The organism is Micromonospora sp. NPDC003776 (assembly GCF_053605645.1).
Genome location: NZ_JBSGJR010000097.1, coordinates 1 through 15,276 on the forward strand (window position 1 = coordinate 1; position 15,276 = coordinate 15,276).

Here is a 15,276-nt window from a genome sequence, read left to right on the forward strand (position 1 = left end):
CTGCAGGCGACCGGTGAGCCAGTAGACGGCACTCATGTTCACCCGTGCCCGCTCCGTACCTTCCGCATCGCCGAGGTCCGCGCGGAGCGCCACGCGTCGAACGCCCCGCCGGCGAGGCGGACCCGTTCGCGCAGGGCGAGCAGCCCGGAGCCCTGCGACGCCGGCCCGGGCAGCGGGCCGGCCGGCGGCGGAGCGTTCACCACCCCGACCGTGACCTCGCGGTCGGCCCGGTCGACGGTGACCGTCACCGGCGCGCCGGGGGCGTACCGGGCGGCGTTGGTGAGCGCCTCCCGGACCACCCGGTGCACGTCGTGCGCGGCGCGCGGGGGTAGTGCGGCGTCGGCCGAGTCGCCGCGCAGCACCACCGCCATCCCGGCCTCCCGGGCCCCGTCGACCAGCTCGGCCACGGTCTCGTCGGCCGGCCGCAGGGAGCCGGACCGGTCCTCCCGGAGCACGCCGATGATCTCGTGCAGCCGTTCCGTGGCGGCGGCCACGCTGGCCCGCAGCTCGCCAGCCGCCTGCCGGTGGGCGGGCGCCAGGCCGGCGGCGAGTTCCAGGGCGGCGGCCCGCAACGCGATCAGGCTCAGGTCGTGGCCCAGCGAGTCGTGCATCTCCTGGGCGATCCGGGCCCGCTCGCGCAGCCGTACCCGGTCCACCGCCGCCCGCCGCTCCCGCTCCGCCGCCTCGGCGTGCCGCCGCCCGGCCTCGGCCAGGGCCCGCTGCTGCCGGCGGAGCCGGCCGAGCAGCCACGGGAACACCCCGGCGAAGAGCAGCACCGAGGCGAGCAGGAACCAGGTCGCCGGCCCGGTGTCGAGCAGGCCGAGGTTGAGCGCGGTCCCGGTGACCGCGATCACGCCGAAGAGCACCGCCACCCGACCGGCGCCGGCGCTGCGCCGCCCCGCCAGGTAGCTGAACACCGGGATGGCGAAGACGAAGTTGCCGTCCAGCAGCGACCCGGCCACCACCGCGGCCAGCGCCAGGAGGGGCAGCCGGCGGGCGACCGCCACCGCGAGGGCGAGCAGCGCCAGCGAGCCGACGAGCAGCGGCGCCGCGTACCGCGGCCAGGGCGGGGTGAGCCCGGCGTACGCCACCGGGGCGGAGACGGCGGCCCAGAGCAGCAGGTCGCCGAGGCGTCGCCGGCGCGTCGGCCGGGGGTCCGCGTCGGGAGTTTCCACGCGGTCACGCTACTGACGGCGGTCCGGGCCGGACACCGACGAAAGTCAGGTGCTCAGCCGGCGTCCTCCGCCCAGGCCCGCCAGTCGTCCAGCACCCCGTACAGCGCGGGGGTGAGCCAGCCCGGCGCGGAGCGGCGGAAGACCCCGGGGTCCATCGCGCCGGCGCCCGCCGGCACCGCGCCGAGCAGGTTCGGCACCAGGTCGGACAGGTTGAGCCAGTGCACCAGCTCCGGCTCCGTCGGCCAGGCGCCGATGACCACGCCGGCCGGGATCGCCCGGCGTTCCAGGGCCTCCAGGGTGAGCGCGGTGTGGTTGAGCGTGCCGAGGCCGGCGCGGGCCACCACCACCGCCGGCGCGCCCAGGGACACCGCCAGGTCGGCCACCGTCCAGGGCTCGCCCGACGGCCGCAGCCCCATCGGCACGAGCAGCCCGCCGGCCCCCTCGACGAGCACCAGATCGTGCTTGTCGGTCTCCTCGCGGATCGCGTCGACCGCGGTGTAGAGCTCCAGCGGCTCCAGCTCGGCCACCCGGGCCGCGGCGAGCGGGGCGAGCGGGTCGGGGTAGCTGGCCAGGGTCCGGCCGGTGAGCGGGGCGGCGAGCCGGGTGACCGAGTCGACGTCACCGGGATCGCCGGTGGCCGTACCGGTCTGGCCGGGCTTGATCACCGCGACCCGCAGCCCGGCGGCCTGCGCGGCCGCCGCGATCGCCGCCGTCACCACGGTCTTGCCCACCTCGGTGTCCGTGCCGGTCACCAGCACCGGCCCGGTCCAGCCACCCGTCATGGCGCACACTCCACGATCACGTCCAGGGCCCGCTCGAAATCCTGCCGGGCCACGCCGGCGCTGATGGTCAGCCGGAGCCGGGAGCGGCTGTCCGGCGTGGACGGCGGGCGGAAGCAGCCCACCGCGACCCCGCGGTCCCGGCAGTCGGCCGCCCAGGCGGTCGCCGCCTCCGGGCCGGGCGCCGTGACGGAGACCACCGCCGCGTCGGGCACGGAGACCGTCAGCCCGGCCGCGCCGAGCCGGCGGACCGCGAGGGCGGCCCGCTCGGCCAGCTCGGCGCGGAGCGGGTCACCGGCCCGGGCCAGCCGCACCGCCGCCAGCACCCCGGCCGCCACCGCCGGGGGCGGGGCGGTGTCGAAGATGAACGTCCGCCCGGTCTCGACCAGGTGCCGGACGAACTCGGCCGGCCCGGCCACCACGCCACCGGCCCCACCGAGCGCCTTGGAGAGGGTGGCGGTGACCACCACGTCGGGTTCGCCGGCCAGCCCCGCGACGGCCACCCCGCCGGCCCCGGCCGGGCCGGTGACGCCGAGCGCGTGCGCGTCGTCGACCAGCAGCAGCGCGCCGTGCCGGCGGGCCACCGCGTGCAGCTCCGCGAGCGGCGCGAGGTCGCCGTCGACCGAGAAGACCGACTCGGTGACCACCACCGCGGGCCGGCCGGGCGCGGCGGCGAGCGCCGCGGCGACCGCCGCGACGTCGGCGTGCGGCGTGACCACGGTCTCCGCGCCGGAGATCCGGCAGCCGTCGATCAGCGAGGCGTGGTTGTGCGCGTCGGAGACGAGCAGGGTACGCGGGCGCACCAGGCCCCGGACGGCGGCGAGGTTGGCCAGGTAGCCGGAGGAGAAGACCAGCGCCCGGTCGGCGCCGAGCCAGTCGGCGAGGGCGTCCTCCAGCGCGTGGTGCGCGTCGGTCGAGCCGCGCACCAGCCGGGACCCGGTCGCGCCCAGCCCGTACGCGGACAGCGCCCGCGCGGCGGCGGCGGTGACCTCCGGGTGGGTGGCCAGGCCGAGATAGTCGTTGCCGGCCAGGTCGACCACGGTGTCGTCGGCGGCCCGCGGGCGCAGCGTGCGGGTGAGCCCCGCCTTCGCCCGCAGCTCGGCGCGGTGCTCCAGGGCCGCCAGCCAGTCCGCCACCGTCACCTCCCGCTCCGCCGATCGTCGCCCCAGGGGCACTGCCGCGGGGCGAAGTTACCACCCGCCGGACCGGCCCCGGCGTGGCGCGTACCGGCTCGCCGGGGCCGCCGCCGGAGCTGGTCGCGGCCGGGTCGAGGGGTCGCACGCGGCCGTTTCCCGGCCGGTCGGCGGCCTTGTAGGGTACGAGCCATGCCAGAGATCCTCGACCAGGCCCGAACCCAGGTGCTGGAGAACGGCGTCGGCCTCGACGAGGCCGGGGTCCTCGCCGTGCTGAACCTGCCCGACGAAGACGTGCCCGCCGCGCTGCAGCTCGCCCACGAGGTACGGATGCGCTGGTGCGGCCCGGAGGTCGAGGTCGAGGGCATCGTCTCGCTGAAGACCGGCGGCTGCCCCGAGGACTGCCACTTCTGCTCGCAGTCCGGCCAGTTCACCTCGCCGGTCCGCTCGGTCTGGCTGGACATCCCCGCGCTGGTCGAGGCGGCGAAGCAGACGGCGGCCACCGGGGCGACCGAGTTCTGCATCGTGGCCGCGGTGCGCGGCCCGGACGCCCGGCTGATGACGCAGATGCGCGAGGGCGTGGCCGCCATCAAGGCGGAGGTCGACATCCAGGTCGCGGCGTCGCTGGGCATGCTCACCCAGGAGCAGGTCGACGAGCTGGTCGAGATGGGCGTGCACCGCTACAACCACAACCTGGAGACCTGCCGCTCCTACTTCCCGAACGTGGTCACCACGCACTCCTGGGAGGAGCGCTGGGAGACCTTGAAGATGGTCCGCGAGTCGGGCATGGAGGTCTGCTGCGGCGGCATCCTCGGCCTCGGCGAGACGGTCGAGCAGCGGGCCGAGTTCGCCGCGCAGCTCGCCGAACTGGACCCGCACGAGGTCCCGCTGAACTTCCTCAACCCGCGCCCGGGCACCCCGCTCGCCGACCGTCCCGTGGTGGCGGGCAAGGACGCGCTGCGGGCCATCGCCGCGTTCCGGCTGGCCATGCCGCGCACCATCCTCCGGTACGCGGGCGGCCGGGAGCTCACCCTCGGCGACCTCGGCACCCGCGACGGTCTGCTCGGTGGCATCAACGCGGTCATCGTCGGCAACTACCTGACCACGCTGGGCCGGCCGGCCACCGACGACCTGAAGCTCCTCGACGACCTGAAGATGCCGGTGAAGGCGCTGTCCGCGACCCTGTGAGGCGGAGATGACGGTGACCCAGGTGTGGTGCGACCGCTGCGGCGCGGAGGCCTCCGTGCCGCACGAGGCGTGCGCGGCCGCGCGGGCGCTGGAGCCGCCGCGCTACTGCGTCCACTGCCGACGGCGGATGAAGGTGCAGGTGGTGCCGACCGGCTGGTCGGCGGTCTGCGTCGAGCACGGCGAGATCCGGGGCTGACCGGTGCTGCGCGGGCGGGCGGTGACGTTGCGGCCGGTGACCGGGGAGGACGTGCCCGCGCTCGCCGCGATCCGGGCCACCCCGGAGGTGCGCCGCTGGTGGCGCGGTGACGACGACCTGGCCGCGGCGGTCCGCGCCGACCTGGCCGACGACGAGCTGACCGTGTACGCCATCGAGCACGAGGGCCGGCTGGTCGGCGCGATCCAGTGGTACGCCGAGACCGATCCCGACTACCGCCACGCCAGCCTGGACATCTTCCTCGACCCGGCGGTACGCGGTGCCGGCCTGGGCGGGGACGCCATCCGCACCCTGGTCCGTCACCTCATCGACGAGTACGGCCACCACCGGTTCACCATCGACCCGGCGGCGGCGAACACCCCGGCCATCCGGGCGTACGCGAAGGTGGGCTTCCGCCCGGTGGGGATCATGCGGCGCTACGAGCGCGGCGCCGACGGCCGCTGGCACGACGGCCTGCTGATGGACCTGCTCGCCGAGGACCTGCGCGACTGAGTCAGCGGGTGCGGATCCAGTAGCGGCGGGTACGGCCCAGCTCGGTGTCCCGCACGTCCGCCAGCACCCCGCCGTGCCGCTCGATGGTCCGGGCGGAGGGGACGTTGTCGTCGTCGCAGGTGACCAGCACCGGGTCGATGCCCCGCCGGGCCGCCTCGGCGAGCGCCGCGCCGAGGGCGAAGGTCGCCACGCCCCGGCCGCGGGCCGAGGGGCGGACGCCGTAGCCGATGTGGCCGCCCGCGTTGCGCAGGAAGTCGGTGAGCCGCAACCGCAGCGAGATCGCGCCGAGCACCTCGTCGCCCTCGACGATCCACCAGTAGAGCGCCGGAACCCGGCCCGCCGGCAGCGGCCGGGACTCGTCCGCACCGGCCCGCAGCCGCTGCACCCACTCCGCGAAGCCCGCCGGCGAGTCCACGTCGTCGCTGCGGTGCAGCCCGCTGCCGTCCTGGTGAACGCCCCGCCCCCAGTCGTCCCGGGCGGCCAGCCAGGACCGGTGCAGGCGGGTGGTCGGGGCGATCAGTTCCGGCATCCGGGCAGGCTAACCACGCCGCCGGGGGCCGGGCGAGCGAGTTCCGGCGGTCAGCCGTCCCAGATCAGGTGCCCGTCGGGCAGGCGGCGGGCCCCCTCGGCCGGCCGGTGCGGGCTGAGCCGGCCGTCCGGCATGAGGTGCGACACCGCCACCCCGCGACCGAGCACGGCGACGTCGGCGATCAGCCGCCGGTGGCAACGCCACCACACGCTCTCGCTGCACATCACCGCCGTGGTCCGCCGCGCCGCGTCGGCCAGCACCTCGTCCAGCGCCGCGTCGAAGTCCGCAGTCCGGGTGTAGGCGGCGTACGCCCGGAAGGCCGCGACGGTCCACCAGGTGTCCGGCTCCGGTTCGCCGGCGCGCACGTGCCGCCGCCCGCCCAGGCGCGGCTCCCAGCGGTAGTCGATCCCCCGCTCCGGCAGCCAGCGTTCCAGCGCCTCCCGCCGGACGTCCGGGTTGGTCCGGCTGGCCGGGTAGCGCCGCACGTCCACGACGAGCGCGACCCCCGCCCCGACCAGCAGCTCCGCCAGCCGCCCGCGATCGGCCGCCCCATGCCCCACCGTCACCAGCACGCACCCAGCTTGCCCGGAATCTTGGACACTTACCGTTCGACCGGAACGACCCGCGTCCAAGATTCACTCCGGAGGTCGCCAGCCCGCCGCTTCGAGGGCCCGGCGGAGCGATTCGGCGACCTCGTCGGGGTGAGCGCGGACCAACCAGGCGGGGAACCGGAGGATGCGGTCGCCGGCGGTCCACACGTCGTTCTGCCGGCGCATGTCGTCGGCCCAGTGCCGGACGTCCATGTGGTGGGCTCCGTCGATCTCGACGTGCAGCCGCCACTTTCGCCAGTGCGCGTCCAGCCAGCGAATGCGGCCGCTCCGATCCGTGCGGCGCTCCCCCAGACTCGGGGCAGGCAGTCGGTGCCGTCGGCACAGGGCGACGAAATTCAGCTCCGACAGCGCCTCGGCGCCGCCGGCGAGGTCCGCCGCCGTGCGCCGGACCAGATCTCGACGCGGTGCTCGGGGCAGCACGTCGAGCACGGTCGTCATCTCCGCCGGCAGTACGCGGCGCTGCTGCCAGGCCGATGCCAGTATCCGCTGTGCCTCCTCGATGCTGCCCGCCCAGCCGGCGCCGTCCACGACCGCCCGTGCGGTGATGGTCCGCCTCGGCCGGGCCGCCTGGAGGTGCGCCTCGGGCAGCACGGCGGTGCGGTGCACGACGACCGCGGGCATGTCGATGGGCATCCCGCGCAGCAACCGACCTGGCCGCCGTACCGCCGGCACCAGCACGTGCAGCGGCTCGGACCGGAGTCCCCGCACGCCCGCCTCGCCCGCCGCGGTCACCCCCGCCAGCACCGCCCCGGGACCGCAAGCGAGCACCGCGACCCACAACTGCTGATCGCGGGTCAGCCGGCCATTGCCGGTGAGCAGGATGCCCCGGCAGATCGACCGCCAGCGGCCGGAGCGCACCAGGCCGCGCACCGACCCCTCGGTCAGCAGCCCGGTCGCCTGTGCCGTGGTCAGCACCCCGGCCTGTTCGAACGCCAGCCATTCGAGCGCGCCGGCCCCATGTCTCGGAAGAGTCCGCACCACGCGCCCGAGTCTCCCGGCACGTCCACCCCTCGACCGCCCCGTCCACAGCCCGGAAGTGAATCTTGGACAGTTGCCGTTCGGGAGGAACGGCAACTGTCCAAGATCGCAGAAGGCCACCCCTCAGGAGACGGTGCAGGCGACGCCGTTGAGGGTGAAGGCGGTGGGGGTGGGGTTGGTGCCGGTGTGGGTGCCGTTGAAGCCGAAGCTGGTCGAGGCCCCCGGCGCGAGCGACCCGTTGTAGGAGACGTTCGACGCGGTCACCGCGGTGCCGGTCTGGGTGAAGTTCGCCGACCAGCCCTGGCCCACCTGCTGCCCGGTGCTCGGGAAGGTGAAGCCGAGCGTCCAGCCGTTGAGGGCCGCCGTACCGGTGTTGGTGACGGTGATGTTGGCGGTGAACCCGGTGTCCCAGGTGCTGGTGACGTACCCGACGGTGCAGCCACCGGCGGCCGGCGGGTTCGCGGTGGTCACGGTGACCGGCGCGGAGGCCGCGGAGACGTTGCCGGCCGCGTCCACCGCGACCACGGTGAAGGTGTACGTCGTCGCGGCGGTCAGCCCGGTGACCGCGAGGGTGGTGCCGGTGGTCGACCCGACGAGGACGTTCCCGGACCGGTAGACCCGGTAGCCGGTGACGCCGACGTTGTCGGTGGCCGGGCCCCAGGCGAGGGTGAGCCCGGTCGGGCCGACGGCCGCGGCGGTGGGGGTGCCGGGCGCGGTCGGCGGGGTGGTGTCCGGCGCCGGGGCGGTCGGGGTGGTCACCGAGACCGTCGGCGAGGCCGTCGACCGGTTGCCGGCGCCGTCGCGGGCGACCACGGAGAACTGGTACGTCCGCTCGGGCAGCAGCCCGGTGACGGCGAGGGTGTTCGTGGTGGACTTCAGCAGTACCAGCGCATCGCTGCCGACCTGGGCCTGGGTGATGTCGTAGCCGGCCAGGCCGCTGCCGCCGGTGTCGGTGGAGGCGGGCCAGGTCAGGGTGAGTCCGGTGGCGGTGACGCCGGAGGCGACCGGGGTGCCGGGCGTGGTGGGGGCGGTGGTGTCGGGGGTGGCCGGCCCGGGCTCATCGCCCCAGACCCGCACCCCGCCCTCGTAGAGCGGGACCTTCCGGTTCGGCCCGGCGGCGACCTGGTACGACGGGTCGTTGCTCGGGTCCCAGGTGCCACCCTCCGGTACGCCGATCTTGAACTGGACCTCCATCCGGTGCTGCGACTGCCCGGCCGGCGCGATGGTGTACCCGGTGCAGTCGACCTCGACGTACCAGATGTCGCCGGAGAGCTGGTGGGCGGTGGACGGCGACGGGCAGCCCTGGGTGTAGCCGGGGGTGACGGTGACCGGGCCGGTGCCGTCGGGGCGGAAGTAGTAGCGGAACTTCGCCGCCTTCAGCGCCCGGGCCGGGAAGCCGGACTTGTTGTAAATGATCGCCTTGAGCCCGGTGGCCCGCGTCTCGGCCTGCATCACCGTGGTCTCCACGGTCAGCTCGTCCAGGTCCGGCGTCTCCGCGGTCGGGAAACCGGCGAGCGGGGTGCCGCCGTACTCCTTGCTGAGCCGGGCCAGCGCGGAGGTGAAGCCGGCGTTGTAGTCGGTGGCCACCTCGTTCATCACGTAGTCCGAGCGGCTGTCGGTGTACGCGTCGTTGGCCGAGGAGGGGCCGCCGACCAGCGCGCCGTAGAGCACGTGCCGGGTCTCGGTGGGCACCGTCTGGCTGTCCCACCAGGAGCCGTGCGCCGTACGGTGGTGCGGGTTGCGCGGGGAGTTGGCGCCGAAGCCGATCAGGTAGCTGGAGCTGCGCGGGTTGTCACCGAGCGCGTAGTTGATCTGCCGGACGGCGAAGTCGTGGTACCGGGCCTTGCGAGTGGCGTCGGTGGTCTTGTCGCTGTAGACCAGGGCGGCGAAGGCGGTGTTGGCGGCGTAGCGGAGCGACCCCCAGGAGTCGAGCACCGCCTCCCCGCCGGGCGAGTAGTTCACCTTGGAGCCGTTCACCCCGACGGTCCACCAGTCGAGCCAGCGGTTGGCGTCATCGACGTACTTCTGCTTGCCGGTCAGGTTGGCCAGCAGCACGTACGCCCCGAACTGCTTGTTGTCCCAGGCGATGGTCCACTTGTACGAGCGGGTGGTGGACTGCGGCTCGGTGCCGAGCTTGTCGTACTCGCTCTCCGCCTTGGCCAGGTAGGTGGCGTCCCCGGTCGCGCGGTAGAGCCAGATCGCGCCCCAGACCAGCTCGTCCTGGTAGCCGCTCCAGGACTTGTAGAAGTTCGTCGCGTCGGTGATGCACTCGTGGTAGCTCCGCCGCACCGTGTCGGCGAAGGTGTAGAGCTGCTTCGCGTGCCCGAGCAGCTTGTCGGCGTAGGCCGCGTCGGTGGGCCGGAACACCATCGACGACGCGGCCATCGCGGCCGCCGTCTCCCCCGCCAGGTCCGCCCCGCCACAGCTCGCATCGATCTTGTACGCGGGCCGCGCCATCGGCAGCACCTCGGCCGGCCCCCACCACTTGTGGTCGTCGTCGCCCTTGCCGACCTGGCCGTAGAGCACGTTCGGGGCCGGATGCGCCTTGACGAAGTAGTCGTTCACCCAGCGCAGGTTGTCCAGCAGGTGGGTGAGCTGCCCGGAGGCGACATAGCCGTCCCGGTACTCGACCGCGCCCCAGGCCAGCATGGTGGTGCTGAACGCCATCGGAAAGCCGAACTTCACGTGGTCGCCGGCGTCGTACCAGCCACCGGTCAGGTCCAGGCCCACATCGGCGCCGTCGGTCAGCGCCGAGTCGCCCCGCCAGGAGACGCGGTTCCAGGCCGGCTTCTTCCCGGACTGCTGGGCCTCGTAGAAGAAGAGCGACTTCTGCAACGCCTCTGCGTAATTGAAAGCGGGCGCGGCCAGCGCACTCTCGGTCCGCGCGCTGCCGCCGACAACCGCGCCGTAATTGAAAGCGGGCGCGGCCGTGGCAGGTGCGGCGGCCTGCGGGGCGGCGACGGCGGTGACGAGACCGGCGGCCAGGGCGGCACCGGCGGCGACCAGGCGACGGAGCCGGGTCCGGCCGGGTGGCGGCGGGATCGGGTGGGGCATGGCGAGCTCCTGTGGGTGGTTGCCGCACGGCAGCCGGACCGGACGGGACGGCGTCGGTGGTCGGAGCTGCCGGCGGCGGGGTGGTGGTGGGGTGACCGCAGAGGCGCGGGAGCGCTCCCATGGATAGCCGACAATGTAATGTGCGAGTCGCCGGTTTGTGAAGGCGCGTCGACCGACGGTCCCGAGCCCTCCGCAGCGCCGGACGGCCCTTCCGCGTTACACCGACGCGCCGCCGAATTGGCTCGATCATCCTTCGTCGTCGGCTTCGATACGCCATGTCGTCGCAGCTCAGGCCGAACGTCCGATGTCGCCGGTCGGGGGCCGTCATGCGATCATGGCCCGTCACCTCTCCCCATCTCGGAGGATTCCTCATGCCACAGCGTCGGCACGTCGCGCGCGCGGCCTTCACCGCAGCCGCCGCCACGGCCTGCCTCGCCCTCGCCACCCCGGCTTGGGCGGCCACCATCACCAACCCCACCCTGCGCCAGGCCGGCCAGCACATCGTCGCCTCGGACTCGGGCTTCAACCAGGGCTTCGGCAAGTGCGCCGGCGCCGAGGACCAGCAGGCCGGGCAGGACGTCTGGGTCTTCATCTGGCCGGGCAACGACGTCGAGAGCGTCGACGCGGTGAACATCGGCTGGGACACCGACAACGACGGCACCGCCGACACCTTCAAGACGCTCGCCGACGGCCACTTCACCACCGACAGCGGGGCCAAGAAGGTCTGGTTCGCGACGCCGGCCGGCTGGAAGCTGGAGAGCGGCGACTCGACCATCCACGGGCAGGTGCCGCAGGACAAGTTCAACCTGACCCACACCTGCGCCGCCACGCCGTCGGAGTCCCCGTCGCCGACCCCGTCCGAGTCGCCCTCGGAGTCGGAGTCGCCGACCCCGTCCGAGTCCCCCTCGGAGTCGCCGTCCGCGTCCGAGTCGCCGTCGGCCTCTGAGTCGCCGTCCGGCTCGCCGTCGGAGTCCCCGACCGGCGGCACCTCGGTCTCGCCGAGCTCCTCGGTCGGTGGCGGTGCCGGCGGCAGCACCGGGGGCGGACTGCCGCTCACCGGCGTGGCCGCGACCAGCATCGCGCTCACCGGCCTCGTCCTGATCGGCGGCGGCGTCGTGCTGATGACGCTGCGTCGCCGTCGCGACAAGGTCACCTTCACCAGCTGACCGACCCGCAACCGCGACCGGCCGCCGGATTCGTCCGGCGGCCGGTCCGCGTTCCGGCGACCCGCGAGAACCGTCCGCGTCTCTCCGCGCCGATCGCCGGAACGGCTTCCGCCGCCGCCGACCCTCCAATGTCGCCATCGGTGCGGATTTATGTGATCATTTCACGTCCGCCCTTCCCCATCCCGGAGGATTCTTCATGGCACAGCGTCGGCGCCTGGCGCGCGCGGCCCTCGTCGCGACCGCGGCCGCCACGGCCTGCCTCGCTCTCGGATCTCCCGCCCTGGCCACCGATCCGGCTGGCAACAACGGGACCGTCAAGATCGACAACATCGACGTCGACAGCCACAACGACCCGAACATCGCCAACCGTCCGCACGTCGGCTGCGACTTCCAGGTCCGGTTCTTCAACTTCGACGAGGGTCAGACGGCGAAGATCACCTTCACCGTCCACCCGCCGTCCGGATCCGGCGACGAGGTGATCCCGGCGGAGACCAGGACGATCAGCACGACCCCGGCCGGCGGGGGCAGCAAGGACGAGGACGCGGTCTTCACGTACCACGTGGCCGACTGGGACCTGACCAAGTACAAGGAGCAGGCGAAGCAGGGCTACCACGTCAAGCTGACCATCACGTCGGCAGGCGTGCCGGGCGGCGTCAAGCACAAGGTCTTCTGGGTCCCCAGGTGCACGACCTCGACGACGCCGACCACCCCGCCGGGCACCCCGACCACCACCCCGCCGACCGGGAGCACGCCGCCCAGCGGCTCCGCCTCGCCGGGCACGGGTGGCGGCAACGGCGGCAACGGCGGCGGTACCGGGGACAACGGGGGCAGCCTGCCGATCACCGGCGTGGCGGCGACCAGCATCGCGCTCGGTGGCCTCGTCCTGATCGGCGGCGGCGTCGTGCTGATGACGCTGCGCCGCCGTCGCGACCGGATCACCTTCACCAGCTGACGCGTTCACGGGCACAACCGGCCGTCGGACCTGGTCCGGCGGCCGGTTCCGCTATCGAGGCGGGACCCGCGCCTCGGCGGCCAGGGGCGGTCCGGCAACGACCACGGACGGTCGCACGACCCGGATACGATCTTGCGCGTGGACATCCTCGACCCGCACCGCACCGCCGTCGTCCTGATCGACCTCCAGCGTCGCATCGTCGACCAGCCCACCGCCCCGCACACCGGCCCCGAGGTGGTCCAGCGCTGCCTCACGCTCGCCGACGCGGCCCGTGCCGCCGGCGCGACCGTGGTGGTGGTCCGGGTCGACCGGCCGGGCCCGGACCGGCAGCCGGCCGGGAGCGAACTGCTGCCCGAGGTCGCCCCGCGCGCCGGCGACGTGGCGATCGTCAAGCACAGCTGGGGCGCGTTCCACCAGACCGGCCTGGACGCCGCGCTGCGCGAGCGGGGCATCGACACGCTGGTCGTCGCCGGCCTGGTCACCAACTTCGGGGTCGAGCAGACCGTCCGGATCGGCGACGAGATCGGGTACCGGATGGTGCTGCCGCACGACGCGATGTCCGGACTGGACGCGTACGCCCACGAGTTCGCGGTGGACTACGTCTTCCGCCGGCTCGGCACGGTCTGCACCACCGCGGAGGCGGTCGCCGCGCTGCGCGGCTGAACCGCCCGGCCGCCCGCTGCGTACTGACCGGTAACCCCGGTCGACGGCGTCCGGAGCTGAATCACATCATCGATCGCCTTCGATTGCGCTTGAACGTATCGCCAGTTCAGCGCGGTGACCGACCAGCAACAGCCAGCGTGATCAGCGCCAACGGGTGGGCCGGCCGTCCTGGCATACGAGCGTACGGTTGCCGGTCCGTTCGACCACGCGGGACAGTACGCGACACCAGCGGTGCCATCGACGCCGCCGCTCCCCCGGACAAACCCTGAGGAGATCGCGATGGCTCTCAGACTCGCTGACGGCACCTCCTGGTCCGAGACACTCGCCCGCGCGGTGGCCGCCGCTCCGGAGGCCTTCGGCGCGGCGCCCGACGGCACCGCCACCCTGCACAACCTGGTCCAGGGTGAGTGGCAGCCGATCGGCGCGTCGGCCCCGGTACGCACCCCGGTCGACAACACGGTCCTGGTCAACCTGGCCCGGCTCGACGCGGACGCGGCCCGCGCCGCCGTCGCGCACGCCGCCGCCCGCCACCGCGACTGGGCGCAGACCCCGCTGGCCGAGCGCAAGGCCCGGGTCACCGAGGCGCTCGACGCGCTCGCCGCCCACCGCGACCTGCTCGCCATGCTGCTGGTCTGGGAGATCGGCAAGCCGTGGCGGCTGGCCTGCGCCGACGTGGACCGCGCCCTGGACGGCGTGCGCTGGTACGTGCAGGAGATCGACCGGATGCTCGCCGACGGCCGCGAGCCGCTGCCCGGCCCGGTCAGCAACATCGCCTCCTGGAACTACCCGATGAGCGTCCTGGTCCACGCCGAGCTGGTGCAGCTGCTCGCCGGCAACGCGGTCATCGCCAAGACCCCGTCCCAGGGCGGCGCGGTCTGCCTCACCGTGGCGCACGCGCTGATGCGCCGCGCCGGGCTGCCCGCCACCCTGGTCTCCGGCGGCGGCGAGGAACTCTCCGAGGTGCTGGTCCGCGCCCCGGAGATCGGCGCGGTGGCGTTCGTCGGCGGCCGCTCCAACGGCGGCAAGGTCGCCGCCGCGCTGCTCGACTCCGACAAGCGGCACTTCATCGAGCAGGAGGGCCTCAACGCCTGGGGCATCTGGAACTTCTCCCAGTGGGACCTGCTCGCCGCGCACCTCAAGAAGGGCTTCGAGTACGGCAAGCAGCGCTGCACCGCGTACCCCCGGTTCGTGGTCCAGCGGGACCTGGTCGACGAGTTCCTCGACATGTACCTGCCGGTGGTGCGGTCCGTCCGGTTCGGACACCCGCTCGCCGTCGGCGCCGACTGGTCGGCCGGCGACCCGCTGCCGGAGCTGGACTTCGGCCCGCTGATCAGCGCCGCCAAGGCCGAGGAGCTGCGCCGCAAGGTCGACGAGGCGGTCCGCGGCGGCGCGGTGCCGCTGCACCGGGGCAAGCTCGACGGCGCGCCCTTCCTCGACGGCCAGGACACGTCCGCGTACGTGGCGCCCGCGGTGCTGCTCGCCCCGCCCGGCCGGTCCCGGCTGATGCACGCCGAGCCGTTCGGCCCGGTCGACACCATCGTCGTGGTGGACACCACCGACGAGCTGCTGGCCCAGATGAACGCCTCCAACGGCGCGCTGGTCGCCTCCCTCGCCTGCGACGACGAAGAGCTGGCCGGCAAGCTCGCGGTCGACCTCCAGGCGTTCAAGGTGGGCATCAACAAGCCGCGGTCCCGGGGCGACCGGGAGGAGCCGTTCGGCGGCCGGGGCGCCTCCTGGAAGGGCGCGTTCGTCGGCGGTGACCTGCTGGTGCAGGCCGTCACGGTGGGCGGCGACGGCCGGCTGTACGGCAACTTCCCCGACTACAGCAGCTACCCGGCGACCTGACCGGAAACGGGCAGGGCCCCCGCACCGGGGGCCCTGCCGTGTCACCGTCCTCCGCACCGGAGGTCGGCCAGGTGGCACCGGGTTGCGCCCGGTGCCGGTACGGCTCGCCGGCCGCCCGTCGTCCCGTACCGCGCCGTTGGGGCACGGGACGCGCGGCGGAGGCGACCCTCGGGTCAGTGCGCCCGGCGGGCGGTGGCGTCGGCCTGCCGGGGCAGCGGAGCCGCCCGGGGAACCAGCGGCACGGTCACGGTCAGCACGCTGCCGTCCCGCTCCACCGAGGTCGGCCGGTCCAGCCGGCGTACGGCGCGCAGCATCGGGGTGTTCTCGGCCTGCACGTGCAGCAGCACGGCGGCGTAGCCGGCCCGCTCGGCGTGCCCGAGCAGCCGCCGCAGCAGCGCCGTGCCGAGCCCGCGCCGCTGCCAGTCGTCCCGCACCAGCAGCGCCGCCTCGGCCTCGTCCCCCTCACCGAGGAGGTTCGCCATCGCCACGACCGGAGC

General features: G+C 74.1%; 15 protein-coding genes. 7 read left to right on the forward strand and 8 right to left on the reverse strand.

From position 1 onward, the window contains the following. Positions 1-38: 38 nt before the first annotated feature. The 3 genes from ACWEVO_RS11415 to ACWEVO_RS11425 are packed head-to-tail and all read right to left on the reverse strand — an operon-like array spanning position 39 to position 3,090. A complete protein-coding gene (locus ACWEVO_RS11415) occupies positions 39-1,175 on the reverse strand; it encodes a sensor histidine kinase (protein WP_452307442.1) in 1,137 nt (378 codons plus the stop codon). A 53-nt stretch (positions 1,176-1,228) separates the two neighbouring features. Beyond that, the gene (gene bioD / locus ACWEVO_RS11420) at positions 1,229-1,957 is read right to left on the reverse strand and encodes a dethiobiotin synthase (protein ID WP_452307443.1); all 729 of its coding nucleotides are present in this window, start codon (positions 1,955-1,957) and stop codon (positions 1,229-1,231) included. Then, on the reverse strand, positions 1,954-3,090 hold the full coding sequence (locus tag ACWEVO_RS11425) for an 8-amino-7-oxononanoate synthase (RefSeq protein ID WP_452307456.1): 1,137 nt from the start codon (positions 3,088-3,090) through the stop codon (positions 1,954-1,956). Before ACWEVO_RS11425 ends, bioD begins: the two co-directional genes overlap by 4 nt. 189 nt (positions 3,091-3,279) lie before the next feature. On the opposite strand from ACWEVO_RS11425, the gene bioB reads away from it, so the two are divergent. From bioB to ACWEVO_RS11440, 3 genes are read left to right on the forward strand one after another with little or no spacing between them, the layout of a single operon-like run. After that, positions 3,280-4,275, forward strand: a complete 996-nt coding sequence (gene bioB / locus ACWEVO_RS11430; RefSeq protein WP_452307444.1) for a biotin synthase BioB — start codon at positions 3,280-3,282, stop codon at positions 4,273-4,275. 7 nt (positions 4,276-4,282) lie between these two features. After that, complete coding sequence (gene bsaP, locus ACWEVO_RS11435) at positions 4,283-4,471, forward strand: biotin synthase auxiliary protein BsaP (protein WP_452307445.1); 189 nt, start codon at positions 4,283-4,285, stop codon at positions 4,469-4,471. 3 nt (positions 4,472-4,474) lie between these two features. Next, a complete protein-coding gene (locus ACWEVO_RS11440; RefSeq protein ID WP_452307446.1) occupies positions 4,475-4,981 on the forward strand; it encodes a GNAT family N-acetyltransferase in 507 nt (168 codons plus the stop codon). 1 nt (position 4,982) lies between these two features. Here ACWEVO_RS11440 and ACWEVO_RS11445 read toward each other — a convergent pair whose 3' ends face one another. From ACWEVO_RS11445 to ACWEVO_RS11460, 4 genes are all read right to left on the reverse strand, one after another. Then, on the reverse strand, positions 4,983-5,510 hold the full coding sequence (locus ACWEVO_RS11445) for a GNAT family N-acetyltransferase (protein WP_452307447.1): 528 nt from the start codon (positions 5,508-5,510) through the stop codon (positions 4,983-4,985). Between the two features lie 50 nt (positions 5,511-5,560). Beyond that, a complete protein-coding gene (locus ACWEVO_RS11450) occupies positions 5,561-6,082 on the reverse strand; it encodes a DUF488 domain-containing protein (protein ID WP_452307448.1) in 522 nt (173 codons plus the stop codon). Between the two features lie 63 nt (positions 6,083-6,145). Further along, positions 6,146-7,102 carry a hypothetical protein gene (locus ACWEVO_RS11455; RefSeq protein ID WP_452307449.1) on the reverse strand — a complete coding sequence of 319 codons (957 nt, stop codon included), beginning with the start codon at positions 7,100-7,102 and terminating at the stop codon, positions 6,146-6,148. 120 nt (positions 7,103-7,222) lie between these two features. After that, the gene (locus ACWEVO_RS11460; protein WP_452307450.1) at positions 7,223-10,153 is read right to left on the reverse strand and encodes a glycoside hydrolase family 9 protein; all 2,931 of its coding nucleotides are present in this window, start codon (positions 10,151-10,153) and stop codon (positions 7,223-7,225) included. Positions 10,154-10,524: 371 nt separating this feature from the next. On the opposite strand from ACWEVO_RS11460, the gene ACWEVO_RS11465 reads away from it, so the two are divergent. From ACWEVO_RS11465 to ACWEVO_RS11480, 4 genes are all read left to right on the forward strand, one after another. Then, entirely contained in the window at positions 10,525-11,319 is a 795-nt protein-coding gene (locus tag ACWEVO_RS11465) for an LPXTG cell wall anchor domain-containing protein (RefSeq protein WP_452307451.1), read from the forward strand. Positions 11,320-11,515: 196 nt separating this feature from the next. Continuing rightward, the gene (locus tag ACWEVO_RS11470) at positions 11,516-12,271 is read left to right on the forward strand and encodes an LPXTG cell wall anchor domain-containing protein (protein ID WP_452307452.1); all 756 of its coding nucleotides are present in this window, start codon (positions 11,516-11,518) and stop codon (positions 12,269-12,271) included. 138 nt (positions 12,272-12,409) lie between these two features. Next, on the forward strand, positions 12,410-12,934 hold the full coding sequence (locus ACWEVO_RS11475; protein WP_452307453.1) for an isochorismatase family protein: 525 nt from the start codon (positions 12,410-12,412) through the stop codon (positions 12,932-12,934). A gap of 279 nt (positions 12,935-13,213) precedes the next feature. Then, positions 13,214-14,779, forward strand: a complete 1,566-nt coding sequence (locus ACWEVO_RS11480) for an aldehyde dehydrogenase family protein (protein ID WP_452307454.1) — start codon at positions 13,214-13,216, stop codon at positions 14,777-14,779. A gap of 173 nt (positions 14,780-14,952) precedes the next feature. Here the strand turns inward: ACWEVO_RS11480 and ACWEVO_RS11485 are convergent. Further along, positions 14,953-15,276, reverse strand: a 324-nt coding sequence (locus tag ACWEVO_RS11485; protein WP_452307455.1) for an N-acetyltransferase family protein, incomplete at its 5' end; no start/stop codon positions are given.

Coding starts and splice junctions, on each gene's coding strand:
- bsaP (WP_452307445.1), top strand. CDS start 4,283: ATGACGGTGACCCAGGTGTGGTGCGACCGCTGCGGCGCGGAGGCCTCC.
- bioB (WP_452307444.1), top strand. CDS start 3,280: ATGCCAGAGATCCTCGACCAGGCCCGAACCCAGGTGCTGGAGAACGGC.
- ACWEVO_RS11470 (WP_452307452.1), top strand. CDS start 11,516: ATGGCACAGCGTCGGCGCCTGGCGCGCGCGGCCCTCGTCGCGACCGCG.
- ACWEVO_RS11445 (WP_452307447.1), bottom strand. CDS start 5,510: ATGCCGGAACTGATCGCCCCGACCACCCGCCTGCACCGGTCCTGGCTG.
- bioD (WP_452307443.1), bottom strand. CDS start 1,957: ATGACGGGTGGCTGGACCGGGCCGGTGCTGGTGACCGGCACGGACACC.
- ACWEVO_RS11480 (WP_452307454.1), top strand. CDS start 13,214: ATGGCTCTCAGACTCGCTGACGGCACCTCCTGGTCCGAGACACTCGCC.
- ACWEVO_RS11460 (WP_452307450.1), bottom strand. CDS start 10,153: ATGCCCCACCCGATCCCGCCGCCACCCGGCCGGACCCGGCTCCGTCGC.
- ACWEVO_RS11465 (WP_452307451.1), top strand. CDS start 10,525: ATGCCACAGCGTCGGCACGTCGCGCGCGCGGCCTTCACCGCAGCCGCC.